The organism is Roseateles sp., from assembly GCF_036404855.1.
Lineage (GTDB): Bacteria > Pseudomonadota > Gammaproteobacteria > Burkholderiales > Burkholderiaceae_C > Pelomonas.
The window spans coordinates 1-21,460 of record NZ_DASWYS010000339.1 but is presented as its reverse complement, the minus strand read 5'-3'; the positions used below and the strand labels follow the sequence as shown (position 1 = coordinate 21,460).

Here is a 21,460-nt window from a genome sequence, read left to right as displayed (position 1 = left end):
TTCTCCGCGAACAGCTGGCCGATGACGCCGAAAGTGTTGGCTTCGTTCTTCCAGTTCAGGCTGGCGTTGAGTTGTGGGCTGGTCTTGCCCGGCAGGTCGGCATAGACGCCACCCGCGCTGATCAGACCGCCGAAGCGTTCCTTCTGCTCCAGCGGCTTGCGCGTCGTCACGTTGATGGTGCCGGCCAGGCCACCGTCGACGATGTTGGCTTGCGAGGTCTTGTAGACCGTGGCGGCGTTCAGCACCGACGAAGGCATCAGGCTCAGCGAGGTGGAGCGGCTGCTGCTGCTCTGGTCGGCCAGATACCAGTCGCCGCCGCTGACCGTGTGGCCGTTGAACAGGATCAGGCTCATGTCCGGGTTGGTGCCGCGCATGGACACCTTCTCGGCCTCGTCGTAGTCCGTGCGCACGGCCACGCCGACGACCCGCTGGAGCGAGTCCGCCAGGTTCTTGTCGGGCATCTTGCCCACGTCCAGCGCGGTGATGACGTCGACGTTGGCGGAGGCGTCGCGCTTCATCAACAGCGAGCGCTCATTGGATGCGCGGATGCCGGTGACGACGACGGCCTCCAGCGATTGGGCCTTGGCCTTGTCGGCGTCCGGGGTTTCGGCTTGCTGGGCGAAGGCCGCCCCCTGCATCAGGGCGAACAGGCAGGCAAGGCCCTGGCTCACCGGTGTGGTCTTGAACTTCATGAATGTCTCCGCAGATTTCCAATCGCAAAGATTCTTGCGATGCTTGAGGGGACGCGCGAGGCTCGGAGCCTGGAAAGTCGGCACCCAAGCAACACTGCGCGCATGACGGAATGGCGCGCAGGCATGCGTCGCCGTTATGCCTTGCCCGGGGGCTGTCCCTAAACCATGTGACAGGCGACCTGTCGGCCTTCCACCTCGCGCAGCTGCGGCACTTCCTGCGCGCAACGCGGCTGGGCCAGCGGGCAGCGCTTGTGGAAGCTGCAGCCGCTGGGCGGGTTCAGCGGACTGGGCAGCTCGCCGTGGATGACGATGCGCTCGCGCCGATCGGCCTTGCGCAGCGCCGGCGTGGCACTCATCAGCGCACGCGTGTACGGGTGCAGCGGCGAAGCGAACAGGCGCTTCTTGTCGCCCACCTCAACCGCTGCGCCGAGGTACATCACCATCACCTCGTCGGCCACGTGCTCCACGACCGACAGGTTGTGCGAGATGAACACATAGCCCGTGCCGAACTCGTCCTGCAGGTCCATGAACAGGTTCAGGATCTGGGCCTGGATGGACACGTCCAGCGCGCTGACGGGCTCGTCGGCGACGACGATGCCGGGATTCAGGATCATGGCCCGCGCGATCGCGATGCGCTGGCGCTGGCCGCCCGAGAACATGTGCGGATAGCGGCGCAGATGCTCCGGCCGCAGGCCCACCTTGGCGGCCAGTGCGGCGACGCGCTCGCGTCGTTCCGGCGCTGTCATCGGCGTGTTGATCAGCAGGGGTTCGGCCAGCGTGGTCTCGATGGTCTTGCGCGGGTTCAGCGACGCGAAGGGGTTCTGGAACACCATCTGCACGTCGCGGCGCAGAGCCTTAAGCGTGGCAGCATCGGCCGTGGCGGCATCGGTGCCGCGGATCTTCAGCGCGCCGCGCGTCGGCGCCTCGATCAGGGTCAGCTGTCGCGCCAGCGTGCTCTTGCCGCACCCGGATTCCCCGACCACCGCCAGCGTCTTCCTGGCCGCCAGCGTGAAGCTCACGCCGTTCAGCGCCTTGACCGTCGCCTTGGGCTTGAACAGGCCGCGGCTGACCTCGTAGTGCCGGGCCAGATCGGTGGCTTCCAAGAGCAATTCAGACATGCGCAGCCTCCTCGACGGGGAAGAAGCAGCGCACGCCGCCCTCCAGCGCCGGGCGCTCGGCGCGGCAACGGTCCTGCACGCGCGGGCAGCGCGGCGACAGCAGGCAGCCCGTGGGCCGGTCCAGCGCACCGGGCACGATGCCGGGCAGGGCTGACAGCCGAGTGGCGCCCTTGTTGTGCTCGGGAATCGCGGCCAGCAGTGCGTTCGTGTAGGGGTGGCGCGGCGCATCGAACAGGTCCGGCACGCGGCCCGTCTCGACGACCTGGCCTGCATACATGACGGCCACGCGCTGGGCCATCTCGGCCACCACGGCGAGGTCGTGCGTGATCATGATGAGACCCATGCCCTGCTCACGCTGCAGCTTCAGCAGCAAGGACATGATCTGGGCCTGGATGGTCACGTCCAGTGCCGTCGTCGGCTCGTCGGCGATCAGCAGCTTGGGGCCGCAGGCGATGGCCATGGCGATCATCACACGCTGGTTCATGCCGCCCGAGAGCTGGTGCGGATAGGCGTTGGCGCGATTGGCTGCATCGGGGATCTCCACCTGCTCCAGCAGCTCGACGACGCGCTTCTTCGCCGCACTGCCGCGCAGGCCTAAGTGGGCTTTCAGCACTTCGGCAATTTGGGCGCCGACGGTGTAGCTGGGGTTGAGGCTGGTCAGCGCGTCCTGGAACACCATGGCCACGTCGCGGCCGATCAGCGCGCGGCGCTCCTTGGGCGAGAGCTTCAGCAGGTCGCGGCCCTGGAACTCGACAGCATCGGCCGTGACCTTGCCGGGCGCGTCGATGAGACCCATCAGGGCCAGCATGGTCACCGACTTGCCGGAACCTGATTCGCCGACGATGCCGAGCAGCTCGCTCGCTTCCAGGGTCAGGTCCACGCCGTCTACGGCGGGGAAGTTGCCGAACTGGACCCTGAGGTTCCTGATGTTCAACAGCGGCATCAAGACACTTTCTTCAACTTGGGATCCAGCGCATCGCGCAGACCGTCGCCCATCAGGTTGATGGCCAGCACGGTGACGAGGATGGTCAGGCCGGGGAGCGTGACGACCCAGGGCGCGCGGGTGATGTAGTCGCGTGCGGCCGACAGCATGGTGCCCCACTCGGGTGTGGGCGCCTGCACGCCCAGGCCCAGGAAGCCCAGGCCAGCGGTCTCGAGGATCGCCGACGAGAACGACAGCGTCGCGTTCACGATCAGCGGCGCCATGCAGTTGGGCAGCACCGTCACGAACATCAGCCGCGCCACGCTGGCGCCCGCCACGCGGCTGGCCGTCACGTAGTCGCGCCCGATCTCGGCCAGCGCCGCGGCGCGCGTCAGTCGCACATAGCCCGGCAGCGCACCGATGGCGATGGCGATGACGGTGTTGACCAGGCCGGGGCCGAGGATGGTGATGACGCAAATGGCCAGGAGCAGCGCGGGCAGCGCAAGCACGATGTCCATCACGCGCATGATGGCGGGCGACAGCAGGCGCTGGAAGAAGGCCGCGCACAGACCGAGCATGACGCCCGGTACCAGTGACATCGTCACCGCCGCCAGGCCAATGCCCAGCGACACGCGGCCGCCGTACAGCAGCCGGCTCAGCATGTCGCGACCCAGCTCGTCCGTGCCCAGCATGAAGCGCGTGCTGCCGCCTTCGGCCCAGACCGGCGGCGTCAACATGAAGTCGCGGTACTGCTCGATGGGGTCGTGCGGCGCGATCAGTGGCGCGAAGAGGGATGCCAGCGCGATCAAGGCGAACACGATGAGCGCGACGAAGGCGCCCCGGTTGGCCGCGAAGCCGAGCCAGAACTCGCGCAAGGGGCCAGGTGGCTCGACGGGTGCGAGGGATGTGGCTGGGCTATTCATCGGAAGTCGGCACGTGGATGTCTAGACCAAGGCTGGTGACGCGTTCGCCCAGCGCTTTCAGGATTCGGGGGGCGATCACGGCGCCTTCGTTGCCTTCGCCGATGCGTCGCGATGTGTTCGGAGCAACGCCGAGTGACATGGAGATCATCTCCCGCTGCAGGTCGTCACCCGTGATGTGCAGGCAAGCGGCGGATCGCTCAAGGTGGGCCATGGAATCAATGCCCCCCGCCGCGAATGCGCGGATTCACCACGCCGTACAACAGGTCCACCACCAGATTCACCACGATGAAGGTCAGCGCCGAGATCAGGATGCCCGCTTGCACCACCGGATAGTCGCGCCGCGCGATCGAGTCGATCAGCCATTTGCCGATGCCGGGCCAGGAGAAGATGGTCTCGGTCAGCACGGCGCCGGCCAGCAGGCTGCCGGTTTGCAGTCCCACCACTGTCAGCACCGGGATCAGCGCGTTGCGCAGCGCATGCACGACGACCACGCGCTGAGGCGACAGGCCCTTGGCGCGCGCGGTGCGCACATAGTCCTCGCGCAGCACCTCGAGCATCGACGAGCGCGTCATGCGCGCGACGACGGCCAGCGTGCTGGTGCCCAGCACCAACGCCGGAAGGATCAGGTGCATCAGTGCGGACCTGAACGCGCCTTCTTCGTCGCTGAGCCAGGCGTCGATCAACATGAAGCCGGTCACGCGTTCGGGGTCGTACTCGATGCCGATGCGCCCCGATACCGGTGTCCAGCCCAGCTGCACCGAGAAGAACATGATCAGGATCAGCCCCCACCAGAACACCGGCATGGAGTAGCCCACGGTGGCCATGCCCATGACGCCCTGGTCCAGCAGCGAGCCGCGCTTGAGCCCGGCACTGACCCCCAGCAGCAGGCCGAAACCTACCGCAAACACCAGCGCGGCTGTCGCCAGCTCCACCGTCGCCGGGAACAGCGCGGCGAACTCCTTGCTGACCGGCTCACGGCTCACCAGACTCTGGCCCAGGTCGCCGTGCAGCAGCTTGCCGACGTAGTCGGCGTACTGCACCGGTAGCGGCTGGTCCAGGCCCATGCGCTTGACGAGCGCGGCATGGGCCTCCGGGTCCAACCGGCGCTCACCCATCATCACCTCGATGGGGTCGCCGGGCACGAGGCGGATCAGGCCGAAGGCGACGATGGTGATGCCGATCAGTGTCGGCACCAGCGTGGCCAGGCGTTTGAGCAGGAAGCCGAGCATTCGCAGTGCTTACCAGCGCGAGGTATAGGGGCGCGTCTCGGTGTCGGACATGCCGCTGACGCGCATCGCGCTGGGCGTGGACGCCACGTCGATCAGCGCAGCCGTCTCGGCGTCCAGCACGCCGGAGATGTCGCGTGGGCGGTATTTCATCTGGAAGGTCGAGACGACCTCCTTGGTCAGTACGTCCATCTGGCCCGAGCGCGACACGTTGTAGCCGATGCGTGCGAGGCGATCCTGCAGCCAGGCCACGTCGCGCGGCGCCACCTCGTGCTCGAGCGTCTTCACCGTCACCAGCGGGCCGTCCGGCCACGGGATGATGCCGGCGTCGGCGAACTGCTTCCACGGGAAGCTGGGTCCCGGATCCTGCTTGCGGCCGGGCGCGATGTCGGCGTGGCCGATGATGCGCTCGGGCCGGATGTTGTGGCGCTTTTGAATGTCGCGCACCAGCGCGATGACCTCGTCGATCTGCGCCTGCGGGAAGGGGGCGTAGACCCGGCCACCGGGGCCGTCCACATAGCCCGCGTTGACGATTTCGATGCCGATGGAGGCCGAGTTCAGGTTGGTGTTGCCGGCCCAGTAGCTGGCGCCCGCATGCCAGGATCGGCGGTTCTCGTCGACGAGCGCGTAGCTGGCCACCGGGTTGTCGCGCACCAGATAGTGGCTGGACACCTGGCCGCCGGTCGTCAGCACCTTGAGCGACTTCTCCCAGTCCAGCACGGTGTAGTGCAGCACGATGTAGAGCGCGCGGCTGTCCTGGTTCTGCGAGGTGTAGCTGCGGTCGATGTGGGGCGCGCGCACGACGGCCGCCGACGGGGGCAGCGCGGCGGAGCCGGGTGCAGCCGGGGCGGGCGTCGCCGTCGGCGTCGGCACGCTGGCGCAGGCAGCGAGCAACAGGGCGGGAACGGCGGCGAGAACGCGGGAGAGGTACTTCATGCTCGAGAGGGCGGTGGCCGAGGTTGGATTGTTGCAGCGCAATGCGCGCGGCCTGTGCGGGTGAGCCCGCAGGTATCCATGCCCGACGTCGCAGCGGGTATGCCGGCAGGTGATGGCTGAACGGGCCGTGGTGGCGCCCGGTCCGGGTCTCAGCCCACTGACGGAAGCTCCGGTGCGTCCAGGCCTTCGAAGGGCGTAGCCCAGGCTGGCAGCGCCATCAGCCGGTCGTGCCAGGCCGCGACGGCGGGGTACTCGGCCAGCGGCAGGCGCGCCACGTCGTTGTAGGGCAGGAAGACGGCCATGCGGAAGTCGGCGTAGGAGAGGCCACTGGCGAGCAGCCAGTTCTGCCTGCGCAGGTGGGCCTCAAGGATGGCGGCCGTTTCGCGGAAGCGGGCCAGGCCGCGCGCCACCTCCGTCGGGTCCAGCGTGCCGAGCCGGTAGCGCAGCTTGGTGCCGCGTTCGAAATGCACCATGTCGCAAGCCTGCATGAAGTTGTCGCGGCTCCAGCTGAGCCAGCGGATCATGTCGGGCTGCTCCGTCCCCGTGCGCCAGAACTCCGAGCCCACCAGCTGCGAGAGCCGGCAGGCGATGGCGTCCGCCTCCCACAGCGAGCCGCCCGCCTCGGCCAGGATGGGTACGCGCAGCGAGGGGTTCAGCGGCAGGAACTTCTCCGCCTGGCCCGGCGCGAGCGGCGCGGCGAACTCGTAGATGACCGGCGCCCCCAGATGCCTGGCCGTGGCGACTGCCAGGCGCGGATTGGGGTTGCGCGAGAAGTAGAGGATGGGCGTCATCTGCAATGCCATGGCCGCGTTGCCCGTGAGTGTCGGCAATCAGCGCCCAGGCTTCAACGGGCGGAGGCCTCCCTAACGCTTGCGTGCGGCCGACTTCTTCGCCGCGGGGCGCGTCGGCTTGTCCACCTCAACTGCGGCGTGCAGTGGCGCCAGTGCGGCCAGTGCATCGAGCTGGGTCAGCAGGCGCTGCAGATAGTCCGGCGCCAGGTCCTGCAGCTGCTGCAGCGCGCGGGCGACCAGCACCTGGCTGTTCAGCGGGCCGAGATGCTCGGGCACCGGTGCGGCGACCTCGGCCATGCGGCGCGTCAGCCGCAGCGCGCTCCAAGTGCGGCGGTGGGCCTGTACGTTGCGCAGCTCGGGGCCGGCGTCAGCCTGCAGCGCGGCGACGAGTTCAGTCAGCGGGCTCGGGGCCTGCGCGGATCTCCGAGCCGGCAGCGCCACCGGCTCGGCCTTCGCCCGCTGCACGAGCCGGGCCACGAGCTGGTCACGCAGCGCTCCCGGTGGCTGGGCAGACGCGCGCCGTGCCAGTGCGTCCAGCACGCGGCGGCGCACGGGGTCTGTCCCCGCTTGTGCCGCGACCCAGCCGACGGGATCGTCCAGCGCGTCCATCAAGGCGCCGATGCGGCCGCGCGCCGGGGCCGCGGTGTTGGTGCGATCTCCACGCGGCGGTTGAGCGCGCGCCCGGCCGCGTCGACGTTGGAAGCCACCGGCTGCTGCGGCCCGAAAGCGGCGGCGAATACGGCGTCGGGCGGCAGGCCCTCAGCCATCAGCGCGCGCGTCACCGTCAGCGCGCGCTGCGCAGACAGTTCCAGGTTGTCCGCGAATCGGGGCGCGCCTTTGCCGGCGATCAGGCCCCGATCGTCGGTGAAGCCGCTCACCATCAGGATCTCGTCTCGCTGCGCGAGATAGGTGCGCAACGGCACGGCCAGGCTCTTCAGCAGCGTGTGGCCATCGGCATGCAGCTCGTCGGAGCCCGTCGCGAACAGCACGGCGCCGCTGATGCCGATGCGCCCCTCGACGAGCGTGATGCGGCCGTCCGCCAGCGGACCGGCCAGCGCGCGCTCCAGGGCCTCGCGACGGGCCTGCTCGGCCTGCCGCTGCTGCACCTCGGCCTCCAGCTGGTTGGCCAGGTCCAGCTGACCCACCAGTGCAGCTGCCAGAACCAGCACGAAGGCGCCCAGCACGCCGGCCATCAAGTCGCCGAAGGCCGCCCAGGCGGGCGGGCCAAGACCTTCAACCTGGCCTTCCTGCTCGATCTCCAGCGGCTCATCCATTCGCGGTGACCCCCTGTAGCGCGTCCAGCACCTGCTTCTGTGAGCCCAGGCAGAGGTCGATGACCTCGCGCGCCTGGGCCACGTAGTAGCCCAACTGCTCGTCGCTGCGCGTCATCGCGCCGGCGAGACGTTCCTCCAGGGCGGCCAGGTGCTGGACCAGCTGCGCGTTTGCGCCCTGGAACTGCTCCACCGCAGCACCGAAGCCTTCGCCCAGGCTGCCCATTTCGGCGGCGCTTGCGGCGATGGTCGTCGCCGCCTCGGCCAGGGCCTGACCGGTCGCGTCGACCCGTGCCGTGAAGCGCTGCTCCAGCGTTTCGAGCTGCATGGCGGAGCTGCCCAGAAGTGTCTGCACCTGCGAGGCAGCGCTGGCGGTCAGCGTGTTGACGTGGGTGGTGGTGCTGTCCAGCAGTGCGGTCATCTGCGTTGCCGCTCCGTCCAGCAGCGCGTGGACCTGCGAGCCGGCGCCGCCCAGCAGTGTGTCCAGTGCGGCACGCTGTTCGCCGGCGGCCTGCTGCAGCGAGCCCAGCAGCGTGGACACGGTCTGCATCAGCTCGGCACGCTCGGCCAGCGCGGCGCGATCCTGGGCCTGGCTCTGGGCCAACTGCTCGCGAAGCGCGGCAACCACCTCCACGGCGGCCCGAGGTGCCTCGCCGGCGGCCTTCAGCAGTTCGCCGGCTTCCGTCAGCGTGCTCCTGGCTTGCGCCTCGTTCTGCGCGACCAGGCTGCGCGTGTTCTGCAGCAGGCTGTCGGCCAGCTGCTGCTGCTGAGCCAGTTGTGCAGCGCCGGCTGACTGCAACTCGGCGCGCCAGTGGGCCAGGCGCTCGGCGTCGTTGGACGTGTGGGCCGCTTGCAGTCGCGTGTGTGCCTCGGCAAGCGCGGCAATGGCGCCCTGCGTCTGCGTCGAAAAGCTGGCGGTCAGCTCGGTCAGCGCATCCTGCGCTCGCTGGCCGCTGGCAGCCAGCAACTGCTGGGCGGCTTCGCGCTGGGCAGCAAGCAGCTGCTCGTTGGCCTCGCGTTGCCGTGCCAGTGATTCGGCCTCGGCGCGGGCCTGTGCACGCGCTTCGGCGTCCAGCTCGGCTTGCATCGTGGCGTGCCGGGCCTGTGCGTCGGCGATGCGGTCCAACAGAGCCTTCGTCTGTGCCGTGAAGCTGGTGGCCAGCTCCGTCAGCGCCTCCTGAGCGCGGGCGCCGCTGTCGGCCAGCAGCTGCTGCGCGGTCTCGCGCTGGTGGGCGAGCAACTGCTCGTTGGCGCTGCGTTGCTGGTTCAGGGCCTCGACCTCGGCGCGCATCTCCGCGCGGTGCTGGGCGTCGTGTTCCGCCTGCGCGGCATGTTGGCGCGACGCGGCCTCGTTCAGCGCGGCCAGCAGAGACCGCGCCTCGGCGGTCCAGCGCTCGCTGAGGCGCTCAACGGCCTGCTGCGTCGAAGTGCTGCTGTCGGCCAACAGCTTCAGTGCGGCCTCGCCCTGGTGGGCCAGGCTGTCGGCCTGGGCCCTGGCAGCGGCCTCGGCCTGCTGGCCGATCTGAGCCGCGCCGGCCTCGAATCGGGCGCTCAGCGAGTCGAGCTGCCCGGTGACCTGCGCGCCCACGCGCTCGTGCAGGGCGGCGGCCTCGCGGGCGATGCCGGCCATCGCGGCCTCGGCAGCGGGCTGGATCGCGGCGCCGGCCAGGCGGGCGCTTTCGGCCAGGCTGGCGCGCAGTGTGGCGTCCACGCTGGTGGCCAGCGCCGTGTAGGTCTGGCTGGTCTCGCGGTGGAAGCGGTCGTTCTGAGTCGCGAGCTGCTCGGCCATCTGCTGCGAGAACTGCTGCAGCTGGGCGACGAGGTCGTGCTGGTGCTGCCGTGCGGCTTGCACGGCGGCGGCCTCTGCAGCTTGCTGTTCGAGGGCGCGGCGGTGCACGGCCGTCAGCGGGCGCAGCCGGTCCAGCAGTGCTGCGTCCAGCCGCGCGCCCGTGGCCGCGCGCTCGCGCCGCGCCAGAGCCACCATCAGGCCCAGCATGGCCGAGCCCGTCACGCCCGCCACGCTGGCGCTGAAGGCCAGGCCCAGGCCTTGCACCGGTGCGCCGAGCGCATTGCGCAGCGCGGCGAGGTCGGCCGTCTGCCCCAGCGCCGAGGCGGTGCTGCTCAGCGTGATGACCAGGCCGATGAACGTGCCCAGCATGCCCAGCAAAACCAGCAGTCCGGCCAGGGCCGGCGCCAGCGCAAGGCCGGGCAGCGCCGTGCGCTGGCCTTCCAGGCGCTGCAGTACGGCGGGGCGCAGCATGGCAGGCAGGCCGTCGACCCAGGCGGGGCCGGGCTCGGCAGACAGTGCCGCGTCAAGCTCGCGGGTGGCGCGGCGGAAGGCGCGCAGCTCCATCACGCCCAGCCCGAAGAAGGCCGCGATCAACAGCGTCATCGCCAGCGCCACGGGATGGTGGCGGGCGGCGGCCAGTGCGGCGCCGGCAATGCCTGCGAAGCCGGCGGCCAGCGCAAAGGGGTAGAGGGCGTTCAGGAGACGGTTCATCGGGGGGCATCGTCGTGCAGGGCTTCGATCAGCCCCTGCACCGGTTGGAGTCGGAGGTCGAGCTCGGCGCGCAGCACGCGCTGGAGGTCGGCCCAGAAGCGGACGCGCCAGCGGCGCGGGTCGGCGGCGTGGTGGGCTTGCGCGCGGCGGGTCAGCAGCGCGGTCAGGCTGCCCAGCAGGGCGCGCTCCTGGGCCACGATGGCGCGCTCGAACAGCGCGTCCAGCTGGGCCAGACGGGCCAGGGCGCCGGAGGACTCTGCCAGACGCGGGCGCAGCCGTTCGCGCAGCGTGGCGATGCGGGCGGCCATCCCGCGTTGCTGCTGCGCGTGGTGCAGCCGGTAGGGGGCCAGCAGGTCGGCCAGCGGGACGCCGTCTGGTGCGGCCTCGGCGGATTCTCGCGCCAGCAGGGCGTCGTCGAAAGCGGCTGCGAGTTCGACCTGCAGCCGCTCCAGTGCAGCGCCGGCCCAGTCTTGCGCCTCGCGGTGGGCCGCGTCGTTGCATGCGGTGGCCGGCGCGGTGGCCAGCACCTGCGACAGGCCGATTGCATCCGCCCAGCCCAGCCAGCCGCCCAGGCGTTCGGCCACGGGGAGCGACGGCGGCGGTGCCACGCCCCATTGCAGCAGCAACCGGGCCAGGGGCTCGGACGCGGGTTGCGGCGGTGGGGTTGCGGGCATCGGAAGGTCCGGCGCGCCCGTGCGGGCGCGCGAGGAAAAAGGGCGGGATTTTAGTGAGCCTGTCGGCATGGGCCGCCTGCCCGGACCCGGCGGGCGGCGCAGAATGCCGTCCATGCATACCCACGACCTCGCCGAATGGAGGCACGATCACGTCTTTGACACCGGCAACGCGGCCGCTGAACGCGGCACGCGGAGGGTGATGTGGATCACCGCCGCGATGATGGTGGTCGAGATCGTCGCGGGTTGGTTCTACAACTCCATGGCCCTGCTGGCCGACGGGCTGCACATGAGCAGCCACGCCGTCGCCATCGGCCTGAGCGCCTTCGCCTACGCCGCTGCGCGCCGCCATGCGCGCGACCCGCGCTACGCCTTCGGCACCTGGAAGATCGAGGTGCTCGGCGGTTTCGCGAGCGCGGTGTTCCTGCTCGTCATCGTCGCGTTGATGGTGTACGGCTCGGTCGAGCGGCTTCTGCAGCCCGAGCCCATCCACTACCCCGAGGCCATGGCTATCGCGGTGCTGGGCCTGCTGGTCAACCTGGGCTGCGCGCTCATCCTCGGCAACGCGCATCACGATGATCACGGCCACCACCATGGGCACGATCACGGGCACGACCATGACCACCACCACGACCTCAACTTGAAGTCGGCCTACCTGCACGTCATCGCCGACGCCGCCACCTCCGTGGCCGCCATCGCAGCGCTGGCCGGCGGCTGGTGGCTGGGCTGGGCCTGGCTGGACCCGGTGATGGGCATCGTCGGCGCCATCATCGTGGCCCTTTGGGCCAAAGGCCTGATCGCCGACACGGCCAAGGTGCTGCTGGACCGCGAGATGGACCACCCTGTCGTCGAAGAGATCCGCGAGGTCGTCGCCGAGCGCGGCGCGGCCGGCGAGACGCTGATCGCCGACCTGCATGTCTGGCGCGTTGGCCGCGCCACGTACGCCTGCGCACTCAGCCTCGTCACCCACGACACGCAGCTGACGCCGCGCCAGGTGCGCGAGTGGCTGGCCGTGCACGAGGAGATTGTTCACGCGACCGTCGAGATCAATCGGTGCGCAACGCCTTGAGCGTCTGACGGGCGGATCGGGCCTTGACGGACCGCGATCGACGCCGAGACAGGTGTCGGAGACCTTGACACCAAGGTCGACAGGGCGTGAGTTTGTTTGGGCAAGTTATTGATTTAAAAGGAAATAATGATCGTGGCACCGGTTTTGCGTCTCGCAGCGCATTCCTGACTTTTGCGATCAACATGTCCAAGTTGCGCTCTCTCATCACGGCTGCCGCTGCAGCCCTGCCGCTGGCATTGCAGGCCGCGCCCATCACGCTGACAGGCACGATTCGCGACTTCAACGCCTGGGGCAGCACCTTCAACGGTGTCGCCGGCCACGTCGATTTCGAGAACTCGTTGTCCTCGGCCCAAGGCATCGTTCAGAGCACGCTGGGCCCCGACGGCAAGCCAGTGTTGTCGAGCAACCACCCGAGCGTGAGCAGCGCCGCGTCGTTCTACCAGTGGTATCACGACGACCCGACCGTCAACCGCACGGGCAGCATCACCATCACGCTGGACCAGATCACGCCCACGACCTACCAGTTCAGCAGCAACGACTTCTTCCCCATCGATGGGCAACTGCTGGCGCAGAACAACTTCAATGGTCACAACTTCGGCTTCACGACCGAGTTCCACACCGCGTTCACCTACAAGGCTTCCAACAACGACACCTTCGCCTTCAGCGGTGACGACGACGTGTGGGTGTTCATCAACGGCGTCCTTGCCATCGACCTTGGCGGCGTGCATGGCGCGATCGGCGGCAGCGTCGACCTGAACGCCATGGCCGCGACCCTGGGCCTCACGGATGGCGGAAGCTACACGCTGGACGTGTTCCAGGCCGAGCGCCATACCACCGGCTCCAACTTCACGATGACGACGTCGCTGAAGCTGGCCTCGGTGGATCCCAACACGGTGCCAGAACCCGCGTCGCTGGCCCTGGCGGCCGGCGCGCTGCTCGCCGCCGGCTTTGCGCGCCGCCGCCGCGCCTGAGTTGTTGCGCTCAGCAGGACGGCCACCTTTCGGTGGCCGTTTGTCTTTTCGCCGCCATCGCGCCCCCGGCTGCCAGGCATAGAGTCGCACGCCCGGCGAGGAGCATGCGGTCCCTGCCGACCCGGTGCTTGCCCCGCACAGATCATGACCCTCTGACATGCCTGCCATCAAACCCTCCCACGCCGAGATCGAGCTGCGCAATGGCTGCAGCCGTTGGCTCAGCGGTCATCGGCCGTTGCGGACCATGCGCGAGTCGCTGCTCGCACTGGCCGAACTGCCCGAGGCGGCGCAGCCGCTGGACGTCTACGGCGACGGCGTGGTGCTGCAGGCGCTGGAGGCGGACGTTGCTGCGTTGCTGGGCAAGCCCGCCGCGAGCTTCTTCCACAAAGGCGTGGCGGCCCAGCTCGCCGCGCTGCGCGTGTGGTGCGGCGATGGCAGTGCAGGTCCTGTGGCCCTGCATCCGCAAAGCCATATCGCAATCGACGAGGCCGGTGCACTGGAGGCACTGATGGGTCTGCGCGGCCTGGCGGTCGGCGCGACGGACGCGCCGTTCACGGCCGCCGACCTCGCCGACCTGCCCGAGAAGCCCGCCGTCGTCGTGGTGGAGCTGCCACTGCGCCGCGGCGGCTTCCGACTGCCCGCGTGGGAGGAGCTCGTCGCCATCAGCGCCTGGTGCCGCGGCAACGGCGTGAAGCTGCACATCGACGGCGCGCGGCTGTGGGAGTCTGCGCCGCACTTCGGCCGCACGCTGGCTGACATCGCTGCGTTGGCCGACTCCGTCTACGTGTCCTTCTACAAGGGGCTGGGCGGACTGGCGGGCAGCGTGCTCGCGGGGCCACAGGCCATGGTTGACAACCTGGCGCCGTGGAAGACGCGGCTGGCCGGCAATGTATTCACGCTGTATCCCTTCGTGCTGTCCGCTCGCGACGGCTTGCGCCGCCGCCTCCCGGAGATGGCGGCCAGCCGCCAGCGCGCCCAGTCACTGGCCGCCCGGCTCGCGGCCGAGCCCGGCTGGCGGGTCTCGCCCGAGGTGCCGCATGTCAATGCCTTCCAGCTGCACCTGCCGGCCGATCCGGCCGGGCTGCGAGAGGCGATGCTGGAGATGGCGCGCCGCGACGGCTTCTGGCTCGGCGCGAGGGCCGTCGCGTCGCATGTGCTGGAAGGGGGCGCGATGGTGGAGATCGTCATCGGCGATGCGGCCCGGGACTGGGTCGACGCCGATGGGGTGACCGCCTGGCGGGCCGCCATGGCGTTGGTGCGGCGCTGAACGCGGCGGCTTGTCAGCTTCCGCGTAAGCACTTGGACCTAAGCTGGCTGCAGTTGTTTGCAGTCCAGGAACACCCATGACCCGTACCAGCCCCTACCAGATCGGCCTCGACAAGAACGCTGCCAACCATGTGCCGCTGTCGCCGCTGAGCTTCCTCGGCCGTGCCGCGGCTGTCTTTCCAGAGCGCGTCGCGCTGATTCACGGCGAGTTGCGCCAGACCTGGCGCGAAACCGAGACCCGCTGCCGCCGCCTGGCCAGCGCGCTGACCCGGCACGGTGTCGGTCCCGGCGTGACGGTGGCGGCAATGCTGCCCAATACCCCAGCCATGTTCGAGGCCCACTACGGCGTGCCCATGGCCGGCGGCGTGCTGAACACGCTGAACACTCGCCTGGATGCGGAGGCCATCGCCTTCATGCTGGAGCACGGCGAGGCGCGCGTGCTGTTGGTGGACCCGGAGTTTGCAGCGGTCGTGGGCCGCGCGCTGCAGGCCGTGGAACCGCGCCACCGTCCACTGGTCATCGACGTGCTGGACAGCGGCGCGCCCGAGGCACCGCGCCTCGGCACGTTGACCTATGAGGAGCTGCTGGCCGAGGGCGACCCGCAGGCCCCTTGGCAGTTGCCTGCCGACGAGTGGGACGCCATCGCGCTGAACTACACCTCGGGCACGACGGGCAACCCCAAGGGCGTCGTCACCCATCACCGCGGTGCCTACCTCAACGCGGCCAACAACGTCATCGCCTGGCAACTGTCCGACCATCCGGTCTACCTGTGGACGCTGCCCATGTTCCACTGCAACGGCTGGTGCTTTCCGTGGACCATGGCCCTGGTGGGTGGGACCAGCGTCTGCCTGCGCCGCGTCGACGCGGCCCTGGTGTGGCAGCTCATGCACATGCATGGTGTCACGCACCTGTGCGGCGCGCCCATCGTCTACGGCATGCTGATCAACGCGCCGGCCGACGTGCGGGGCCAGCTGAACCGCGTCGTCCGAGGCCTGATCGCTGGCGCGCCGCCGCCGGCCGCCGTCATCGAGGGCTGCGAGGCCGCGGGTTTGGCCATCACCCATGTCTACGGCCTCACCGAGGTCTATGGCCCGGCGGCGGTGTGCGTGCAGCAGGAGCATTGGGCCGGCCTGCCCGCGCCAGAGCGCGCCCGGCTCAACGGCCGTCAGGGTGTCAGCTACCCGCTGCAGGAGGCCGTCACGGTGCTGGATCCCGACACCCTGCAGCCCGTGCCCGCCGACGGCGAGACCATGGGCGAGATCTGCTTCCGCGGCAACGTGGTGATGAAGGGCTACCTGAAGAACTCGCTGGCCACCGAGGAGGCCTTCGCCGGCGGCTGGTTCCACACCGGCGACCTGGCCGTGGTGCAACCCGACGGCTACATCAAGATCAAGGACCGCAGCAAGGACGTCATCATCTCGGGCGGCGAGAACATCAGCTCCGTCGAGGTGGAGGATGTGCTGCACCGTCATCCGGCCGTGATGCTGGCCTCGGTGGTGGCGCTGCCCGACGCCAAGTGGGGCGAGGTGCCCTGTGCCTACGTCGAACTCAAGCCCGGCTTCACCGTGAGCGAGGCCGAGATCGTCGAGTTCTGCCGAAGCCAGCTCGCGCGCTTCAAGGTGCCGAAGCGCGTGGTGTTCGCCGAACTGCCCAAGACCTCGACGGGCAAGATCCAGAAGTTCGTGCTGCGCGAGCGTGCCAAGTCCACCAGCGCCATCGAGTGACGGCGCCGGCCCCGGGGGCTCAGCGGCCCGCGGGCGAGGGGCGGGGGCCGCCCAGGTGGCGGAAAGTGATGCGGCCCTTGCTCAGGTCGTAGGGCGACATCTCCAGCGACACATTGTCGCCGGCCAGGATGCGGATGTGATGCTTGCGCATCTTGCCGCCGGTGTAGGCGATGACCTTGTGGCCATTCGTCAGCGTCACGCGGAAACGCGAGTCGGGCAGGATTTCGTCCACGACGCCCTGCATTTCGATCAGTTCTTCCTTGGCCAAGTGTGGGACTCCGTTGCAAAGATTAGGCAAGAGGCCGGGCACGAGGCCCTGCCGGCGTGATTTGTGGCCCTGGACCGCGCGCGCTGCTCAATGGCAGCGCGCCCAGGCAAGGCCTTCCGCCCGGGCATAGCTCAAGGCCGCCTGCGGGCTGAGGAACTGCGGCGTGAAACGCATGACGCGGTCCACGCTCGCCATGCCGCGACCGGAGCGGATCGACACCAGGGCATCGAAACCGCCGCCATCGCGTGGCTGGGTCATGGGCGAGACCAGGTAGCGTCCCACCTCGAAGTTCTTGTTCTTCTTCATGTTGTTTTTCTTCTTTTGTCTGCGGTGCCGGTCTTTGCCGGCTGCAGCCGTTGGGGCGCGGGGCGCCCAGGGCACGCTCAGCGCGTGCAGCGAACCCTCCGCCAGCTCACGCCGAGCGGAGACAGAAACACTCAAGAACACTCACCGGGAGTTGGCTGAAGCGAGCCGCTCGCGAGAAGGGGCCAGGGGGTGGCCAGCGGGGCTGCAGATAAGACCTTAAGGAAACGGTCTTGCGCGAATCTATGGGTGCTAGTCTACCAGCCGTGTCAATCCCCCCACGCCGGCAGGCCTGCACGGCACGCGGCGCGGGCGTTCAGCCGTAGGCGTACCAGAGCGCCGCGAAGAAGTGGCACACGCTGCCGCCCAGCACGAACAGGTGCCACACGAAGTGCGCGTAGCGCAGCTTGTTGTCCAGCAGGAAGACCGCCGCACCCAGCGTGTAACTCAATCCCCCTGCCACCAGCAGCGCCAGGCCGGTCGCGGGCATGCGCTCCACCAGCGGCCCGATGGCGAACACCACGACCCAGCCCATGGCCAGGTACAGCAGTGTCGAGACGATGGGGTGGCGCAGCCGGTTGAGCAGCTTGATCGTCACGCCGAAGGCTGCCGCGGCCCAAACGGCGATGAACAGCGTCAAGCCCGGGCCGGTGTGCAGCACGCCCAGGGTGAACGGGGTGTAGCTGCCGGCGATGAACACGTAGATGGCGGCATGGTCCAGCCGCATCAACCAGGCCTTCACGCGGCCGTCGGCCAGGGATGCGGGCAGCGCGTGATACAGCGCCGAGATGCCGTACAGCAGGATGGCGGTCGCCGCAAAGATGGCTGCCGCCGCCACGTCCGCCACACTGCCGCGGTCCATGGCCTGGATCACCAGGACCGGCAGCGCCGCCACAGCCAGCAGCGCGCCCAGGCCATGGCTGATGGCGTTGGCAATCTCTTCGCCCAGGGTCTGCGGGCGGTCGGCGAGGGGACGGGTGCGGGGCATGGTTTGCGGGAACTGCAAGGGGAAGTGCGAAGCATGCCATCTCCGTCGCGCGGCGACGATTCGGCAACCCCTGCGAGGAGGCCCGCCGGCGCAGCGGGCGTGTCCTGTTGGCGCGGGTATTGATGTGTGTCAGGTTTCCAGCAGGTCCAGCCAGCTGCGTCGTCGAACTCGGGCAGCCCTGGGCAAGTTTGCTGGAGATCGGCAGCACGCCTTGTCGACGCTTGAGCGGCCCCTCGCGCGGGTAGGCAGCGCACCGCTGCGCCGCCTACGGCCACGCCGTCAGAAAAACACGATGCCCCCCAGCGCCACGCCGGTCATCTTGGCCTGCTCACCCGTCACCGGCCTGGATGTTGTGCGGCTCAGCTCACCCACCAGCGTGACGCTCTTGGTGAGGCCGTAGTACAGCCCTGCCGTCACGTTGGTGTTGCTGCGCAGGTCGCTGGAGGTGCCGTCCTTCAGCCGGCTCTCGCCCCAGTTCAGTCCCAGCTTGGTCTTGGCCGTGGCCTGCCAGGTGGCCTGCAGCAGCACATTGGTCTGCTTGCGGTTTCCGCTGTCACCGTCGGACAGCACGCCCAGGCCCTTGCCGCTTTGCACATTCGCCGCGAAGCCCAGCGCGCCAGCCGTGATGCTGCCGCCCACCTCCACGCCGTTCATCGTGAAGCCGGCGTTGGCGGGGCCTTCGAACTTCTGGTTCTTCAAGCCCAGCCACACCTTGCCGCCGTTGAAGGCAACCGAAGCCTGGGCCTGCAGCTGGGGTGAGCTGCGGCCGGTGAAGCTGGTGCCGCTGGCGTCCACCGGGCTCATCAACGCGACGGTGGCCGAGAAGCCGCCGGTGGTGGGCAGGGTGTAGGCCACCTGGCCGTAGGTGCCGAGGTAGGTGTAGCCGGAGCCGATATGGCCCAGCGTGACGCGGTTGCGCTGCGTGGCACTGACGGGTGCACCGGCCCCGATCAGCGTCATGTCGCCGAGGATGGCGGGCGCGCCGAACAGACCGTAGTCGCGGCCCAGCTTGAGGGTGCCCATGTCGGCGTTACCGAGGGTGAAGAAGCCCTGGCGGACGTCGACGTTGCTGTTGTTGGAGATGGCGTCACCAGATGAGACAGCCGCGCCGATCATCAGCGTGGCGCCGATGTCGAAGCCTTCCTGGCGCGTCTTGGCCGTGGTGGTGAGGGCGTTGGGCAGCAGGCCATTGCCGACGACGGTGCGGCCCGTGGTGCCGCCGCAGCCCAGCGCTTGGCTGGCCAGCGCCAGGCCGCTAATGGCCTGCGAGCCGGAACAACTGGTGTGGGTGTAGTAGGCGTTGACGATGCCGCCGAGGCCGATGTCCCATTCGCCGGCTTTGAAGTCGGCGGCCTGGGCGCTGCCGGCGGTGAGGGCGGCGGCGATGAACAGCGTGTGGCGTTGTGTGATGTGCATGGTGTTGTCTCCGTTGGGTGGGATGTGGCCGCAGCCCTTTGCGCAAGGCCTGTGCCAGTGCCGCCCTGGAGCGGCGTCGCCGTGCGGCCGTTGCGGAGCGGCGCAGCAGTGACACCCGTGCGTGCCGTGCTGGCACGTTCACGCGGGTCTTGCCGTAGGCAGTGCGTCGCACGACCACAGGGACGTGGTGCGCCGCGCTGCAGCGCGGTTGTGGCAGCGCGCAGCAGCCTCCCAGGACTAACCCAGGCGCATGGCCTGGAGTCGGCTCAGAAGCTGTACTTCAAAGCCAGCGACACGCTGCGCGGCGCGCCCGGCGCGTAGAAGGTGGCGTGGCGCAGCGGGCGCTCGCCATTGGCATTGGGCTGGAAGGGGCGGCTTTGGAAGTTGCCTGCGTCGTCGAAGGCCGTGGGGCCGAGCTGGGCGGCGGTGCTGTAGGCGCGGTCCAGTAGGTTGGTCACCTGCGCAAACAGCTTGAGCCCCTTCGTCGGCCGCCAGGCCGCGTTCACGTTGAGCACCGCATAGCCGGCGCTGTGGCCGGGCCCGAGGTAGTAAACGCCATCGGGCCGGTGCAGGCCGTTCTCGTTGCCGCGTGCCGATGCGCGGCCCATCGCGACGGCGTCGGCGCCCAGGGACCAGGCGTCGCCGAGGTCGAGGTCGGCGTAGAGCTTGAGCATGCGGCGTGGCAGCAGCGGCAGGCGGTCGCCGGGGCGGACCGCCAGCGTGCCATTGACGCCGGGCAGGCCGGACCGGGCCGCGTCGTTGGCGCTGCTCGACGCCCCGTTGACGACCTCGGCGGTGCGATAGGTGGCGTCCAGCAGGGTCAGGTTGGCACCCACCGCCAGTCCCTTGGCGGGCTGGCCGCTCAGGCCCAGCTCCACGCCCTGGCGGCGCGTCTTGCCGAAGTTCTTGAAGTAGCCGAAGCCGGCGGCGTTGTCGGCGACGAACAGCAGGTCGTCGCGGTTGTCGGAGCGGAACAGGCCCAGGCTCCACGTCAGCGGCTGGCCCGTGCCCCCGCCGCGCACACCGGCCTCCATCGTCGTCGTCACAACCTGCTTCAGCGGCGGGTCGCCGGCAAATGCGTTGGGCAGCTTGCAGGGGTTGGCCGGGTCGGCGCAGCCCAACTCGATCGCAGAAGGGTCGCGGCTGCCCTGGCTCACGCCCGCCCACGCGTTGACGCCGGCTGTCGGCGTGAAGGTCAGGCCGATGGCGGGGTTGAGGCGGCTGAATCGGTGGTCGCCGTCCAGCGAGCCGGGGCCGCCGCCGGGGGTGATGGCGTCGCGGTTGCGCACCGTGCCGCGGTTGTAGCGGCCGGACAGCGTCAGATGGGTGCCGTTTGCGACGGTGAGTACGGTGCTGGCGAAGAGGCTGAGATTGCGCACGCGGCCTGACAGGTCGACGCGGGTGTCGTACGGCGCGCCGTCCACGTCGCCGCCCGTCACACCGTCGCCAAAGGCGCCAACACCGGTGATGCTGTGGTCAGCGTTCAGGTAGCCCAGCTCGGCGCTCTGGAGGAAGTGGCTGCGGTTGAAGTCCGCCGCTGCGCCAATGAGGGATTGGGCGGGCAGGCCCCAAAGCGGGCCGTCGTAGCCGATCTGGGCAGTGACGCCGTAGTTGCTCTGGCGTGTGCGGGTCTGGTTGATGACGCCGTTGCACTTCTCGCCCGGCTCGTCGCGCAGCAGTGCCTGGGCGATGCAGCGCCATTTCGGAAATGGCGCGGTGGCGGCGGTTTCGCCCGAGGTGGGAAAGCCGGTGTAGCCCGCGCCCGTCAACGCGGCGCGCTCGGTGGCGTTGGGCTGGTAGAGAGACTGGTCCAGTGCGTCGTCGTTGAGGTCGCCGTTGTAGGTGCGGGTGCCGATGTGGCGGGCGTAGGCATTTGCGCTCAGCGTCCATTGCGAGTTGAGCGCCTGCGACAACGCGAGGTTGAGGAGGGCCGATCGGTTCTTCGTGATGTCGGGCTTCGTATAGACGCTGGCGCGGTCGCGCTGCAGGAAGCGCTGCTCCTGCAGGCCATTGCCGTGCAGCCGGGTGTCCGCAAACGAAGCGGTCAGGGCCGCGTCGGTGTCGCCGATGCGGTGGCCCAGCTTGCCGAAGAGCTGGGCCACGTTGGAGGGCGAATCGGTGCGCCAGCCGCGTTCGTGGAACCAGTTGCTGGCGGCGTACCAGTGCGTGCCCTCTGCGGTGCTGCCTCCGTGCTCGAACTCGACCGCGCCGCGGCCGTGCGAGCCGGCCGTCGCCTGCAGTGAGGTGCCGGGGTTCTTCAGGCCGTCCTTGGTTTGCACCGTCAGCGCGCCGCCCAGCGTGTTGAGCCCGAACAGCGGGTTGGAGCCGGGGTTGAGCGTGATCGAAGCGATGGCGGCCTTGGGGATGAGGTCCCAGCTCACCACGTCGCCGAAGGGTTGGTTGAG

Annotated in this window: 21 protein-coding genes; 4 read left to right on the top strand and 17 right to left on the bottom strand. The window is 69.2% G+C overall.

What is annotated here, in order from left to right; genetic code table 11:
* From VGF12_RS22720 to VGF12_RS22665, 12 genes are all read right to left on the bottom strand, one after another.
* Positions 1–692 (bottom strand): TonB-dependent receptor plug domain-containing protein (locus tag VGF12_RS22720; RefSeq protein ID WP_331178323.1); only part of this gene is annotated, 692 nt, incomplete at its 3' end.
* A gap of 158 nt (positions 693–850) precedes the next feature.
* Positions 851–1,810 carry a peptide ABC transporter ATP-binding protein gene (locus tag VGF12_RS22715; RefSeq protein WP_331178322.1) on the bottom strand — a complete coding sequence of 320 codons (960 nt, stop codon included), beginning with the start codon at positions 1,808–1,810 and terminating at the stop codon, positions 851–853.
* Positions 1,803–2,753, bottom strand: coding sequence for an ABC transporter ATP-binding protein (locus VGF12_RS22710; protein ID WP_331178321.1), 951 nt, complete (start codon positions 2,751–2,753; stop codon positions 1,803–1,805). Before VGF12_RS22710 ends, VGF12_RS22715 begins: the two co-directional genes overlap by 8 nt.
* A complete protein-coding gene (locus tag VGF12_RS22705) occupies positions 2,753–3,655 on the bottom strand; it encodes an ABC transporter permease subunit (protein WP_331178320.1) in 903 nt (300 codons plus the stop codon). The genes VGF12_RS22710 and VGF12_RS22705 overlap by 1 nt, the downstream gene beginning before the upstream one ends.
* Positions 3,648–3,866: a hypothetical protein gene (locus tag VGF12_RS22700; protein ID WP_331178319.1), complete on the bottom strand. Its 219-nt coding sequence runs from the start codon at positions 3,864–3,866 to the stop codon at positions 3,648–3,650. Before VGF12_RS22700 ends, VGF12_RS22705 begins: the two co-directional genes overlap by 8 nt.
* 4 nt (positions 3,867–3,870) lie before the next feature.
* Entirely contained in the window at positions 3,871–4,884 is a 1,014-nt protein-coding gene (locus VGF12_RS22695; RefSeq protein WP_331178318.1) for an ABC transporter permease, read from the bottom strand.
* Positions 4,885–4,893: 9 nt separating this feature from the next.
* Positions 4,894–5,817: an N-acetylmuramoyl-L-alanine amidase gene (locus VGF12_RS22690; RefSeq protein WP_331178317.1), complete on the bottom strand. Its 924-nt coding sequence runs from the start codon at positions 5,815–5,817 to the stop codon at positions 4,894–4,896.
* A 149-nt stretch (positions 5,818–5,966) separates the two neighbouring features.
* Positions 5,967–6,647 carry a glutathione S-transferase family protein gene (locus VGF12_RS22685; protein ID WP_331178316.1) on the bottom strand — a complete coding sequence of 227 codons (681 nt, stop codon included), beginning with the start codon at positions 6,645–6,647 and terminating at the stop codon, positions 5,967–5,969.
* A 33-nt stretch (positions 6,648–6,680) separates the two neighbouring features.
* Positions 6,681–7,217: a DUF2894 domain-containing protein gene (locus tag VGF12_RS22680; protein ID WP_331178315.1), complete on the bottom strand. Its 537-nt coding sequence runs from the start codon at positions 7,215–7,217 to the stop codon at positions 6,681–6,683.
* Positions 7,217–7,882: an OmpA family protein gene (locus VGF12_RS22675; protein ID WP_331178314.1), complete on the bottom strand. Its 666-nt coding sequence runs from the start codon at positions 7,880–7,882 to the stop codon at positions 7,217–7,219. Before VGF12_RS22675 ends, VGF12_RS22680 begins: the two co-directional genes overlap by 1 nt.
* Positions 7,875–10,379, bottom strand: a complete 2,505-nt coding sequence (locus VGF12_RS22670; protein ID WP_331178313.1) for a hypothetical protein — start codon at positions 10,377–10,379, stop codon at positions 7,875–7,877. Before VGF12_RS22670 ends, VGF12_RS22675 begins: the two co-directional genes overlap by 8 nt.
* Positions 10,376–11,053 carry a DUF3348 family protein gene (locus tag VGF12_RS22665; RefSeq protein ID WP_331178312.1) on the bottom strand — a complete coding sequence of 226 codons (678 nt, stop codon included), beginning with the start codon at positions 11,051–11,053 and terminating at the stop codon, positions 10,376–10,378. Before VGF12_RS22665 ends, VGF12_RS22670 begins: the two co-directional genes overlap by 4 nt.
* A gap of 112 nt (positions 11,054–11,165) precedes the next feature.
* Between VGF12_RS22665 and dmeF the strand changes: the two genes are divergently transcribed.
* The 4 genes from dmeF to VGF12_RS22645 all read left to right on the top strand — a co-directional run bounded on the left by dmeF (position 11,166) and on the right by VGF12_RS22645 (position 16,080).
* Positions 11,166–12,119 carry a CDF family Co(II)/Ni(II) efflux transporter DmeF gene (gene dmeF, locus VGF12_RS22660; RefSeq protein WP_331178311.1) on the top strand — a complete coding sequence of 318 codons (954 nt, stop codon included), beginning with the start codon at positions 11,166–11,168 and terminating at the stop codon, positions 12,117–12,119.
* A gap of 182 nt (positions 12,120–12,301) precedes the next feature.
* Positions 12,302–13,090, top strand: a complete 789-nt coding sequence (locus tag VGF12_RS22655; protein ID WP_331178310.1) for a fibro-slime domain-containing protein — start codon at positions 12,302–12,304, stop codon at positions 13,088–13,090.
* 157 nt (positions 13,091–13,247) lie between these two features.
* On the top strand, positions 13,248–14,357 hold the full coding sequence (locus tag VGF12_RS22650) for a threonine aldolase family protein (RefSeq protein ID WP_331178309.1): 1,110 nt from the start codon (positions 13,248–13,250) through the stop codon (positions 14,355–14,357).
* A 76-nt stretch (positions 14,358–14,433) separates the two neighbouring features.
* The gene (locus VGF12_RS22645; protein WP_331178308.1) at positions 14,434–16,080 is read left to right on the top strand and encodes an acyl-CoA synthetase; all 1,647 of its coding nucleotides are present in this window, start codon (positions 14,434–14,436) and stop codon (positions 16,078–16,080) included.
* 19 nt (positions 16,081–16,099) lie between these two features.
* On the opposite strand, the gene infA is transcribed toward VGF12_RS22645, so the two are convergent.
* The 5 genes from infA to VGF12_RS22620 form a co-directional block, all read right to left on the bottom strand.
* Positions 16,100–16,348, bottom strand: a complete 249-nt coding sequence (infA, locus tag VGF12_RS22640; protein WP_331178307.1) for a translation initiation factor IF-1 — start codon at positions 16,346–16,348, stop codon at positions 16,100–16,102.
* Positions 16,349–16,435: 87 nt separating this feature from the next.
* Complete coding sequence (locus tag VGF12_RS22635) at positions 16,436–16,654, bottom strand: hypothetical protein (RefSeq protein ID WP_331178306.1); 219 nt, start codon at positions 16,652–16,654, stop codon at positions 16,436–16,438.
* Between the two features lie 313 nt (positions 16,655–16,967).
* Positions 16,968–17,639, bottom strand: a complete 672-nt coding sequence (gene trhA, locus VGF12_RS22630; protein ID WP_331178305.1) for a PAQR family membrane homeostasis protein TrhA — start codon at positions 17,637–17,639, stop codon at positions 16,968–16,970.
* Positions 17,640–17,918: 279 nt separating this feature from the next.
* The gene (locus VGF12_RS22625; RefSeq protein WP_331178304.1) at positions 17,919–19,055 is read right to left on the bottom strand and encodes a porin; all 1,137 of its coding nucleotides are present in this window, start codon (positions 19,053–19,055) and stop codon (positions 17,919–17,921) included.
* 266 nt (positions 19,056–19,321) lie between these two features.
* Positions 19,322–21,460, bottom strand: a 2,139-nt coding sequence (locus tag VGF12_RS22620) for a TonB-dependent receptor (RefSeq protein ID WP_331178303.1), incomplete at its 5' end; no start/stop codon positions are given.

Excerpts from the sequence above, each read along its gene's own strand:
- VGF12_RS22715 (WP_331178322.1), bottom strand. The coding sequence starts at position 1,810 with ATGTCTGAATTGCTCTTGGAAGCCACCGATCTGGCCCGGCACTACGAG.
- VGF12_RS22710 (WP_331178321.1), bottom strand. The coding sequence starts at position 2,753 with ATGCCGCTGTTGAACATCAGGAACCTCAGGGTCCAGTTCGGCAACTTC.
- VGF12_RS22705 (WP_331178320.1), bottom strand. The coding sequence starts at position 3,655 with ATGAATAGCCCAGCCACATCCCTCGCACCCGTCGAGCCACCTGGCCCC.
- VGF12_RS22700 (WP_331178319.1), bottom strand. The coding sequence starts at position 3,866 with ATGGCCCACCTTGAGCGATCCGCCGCTTGCCTGCACATCACGGGTGAC.
- VGF12_RS22695 (WP_331178318.1), bottom strand. The coding sequence starts at position 4,884 with ATGCTCGGCTTCCTGCTCAAACGCCTGGCCACGCTGGTGCCGACACTG.
- VGF12_RS22690 (WP_331178317.1), bottom strand. The coding sequence starts at position 5,817 with ATGAAGTACCTCTCCCGCGTTCTCGCCGCCGTTCCCGCCCTGTTGCTC.
- VGF12_RS22680 (WP_331178315.1), bottom strand. The coding sequence starts at position 7,217 with ATGGACGCGCTGGACGATCCCGTCGGCTGGGTCGCGGCACAAGCGGGG.
- VGF12_RS22675 (WP_331178314.1), bottom strand. The coding sequence starts at position 7,882 with ATGGATGAGCCGCTGGAGATCGAGCAGGAAGGCCAGGTTGAAGGTCTT.
- VGF12_RS22670 (WP_331178313.1), bottom strand. The coding sequence starts at position 10,379 with ATGAACCGTCTCCTGAACGCCCTCTACCCCTTTGCGCTGGCCGCCGGC.
- VGF12_RS22665 (WP_331178312.1), bottom strand. The coding sequence starts at position 11,053 with ATGCCCGCAACCCCACCGCCGCAACCCGCGTCCGAGCCCCTGGCCCGG.
- dmeF (WP_331178311.1), top strand. The coding sequence starts at position 11,166 with ATGCATACCCACGACCTCGCCGAATGGAGGCACGATCACGTCTTTGAC.
- VGF12_RS22655 (WP_331178310.1), top strand. The coding sequence starts at position 12,302 with ATGTCCAAGTTGCGCTCTCTCATCACGGCTGCCGCTGCAGCCCTGCCG.
- VGF12_RS22650 (WP_331178309.1), top strand. The coding sequence starts at position 13,248 with ATGCCTGCCATCAAACCCTCCCACGCCGAGATCGAGCTGCGCAATGGC.
- VGF12_RS22645 (WP_331178308.1), top strand. The coding sequence starts at position 14,434 with ATGACCCGTACCAGCCCCTACCAGATCGGCCTCGACAAGAACGCTGCC.
- VGF12_RS22635 (WP_331178306.1), bottom strand. The coding sequence starts at position 16,654 with ATGAAGAAGAACAAGAACTTCGAGGTGGGACGCTACCTGGTCTCGCCC.
- trhA (WP_331178305.1), bottom strand. The coding sequence starts at position 17,639 with ATGCCCCGCACCCGTCCCCTCGCCGACCGCCCGCAGACCCTGGGCGAA.
- VGF12_RS22625 (WP_331178304.1), bottom strand. The coding sequence starts at position 19,055 with ATGCACATCACACAACGCCACACGCTGTTCATCGCCGCCGCCCTCACC.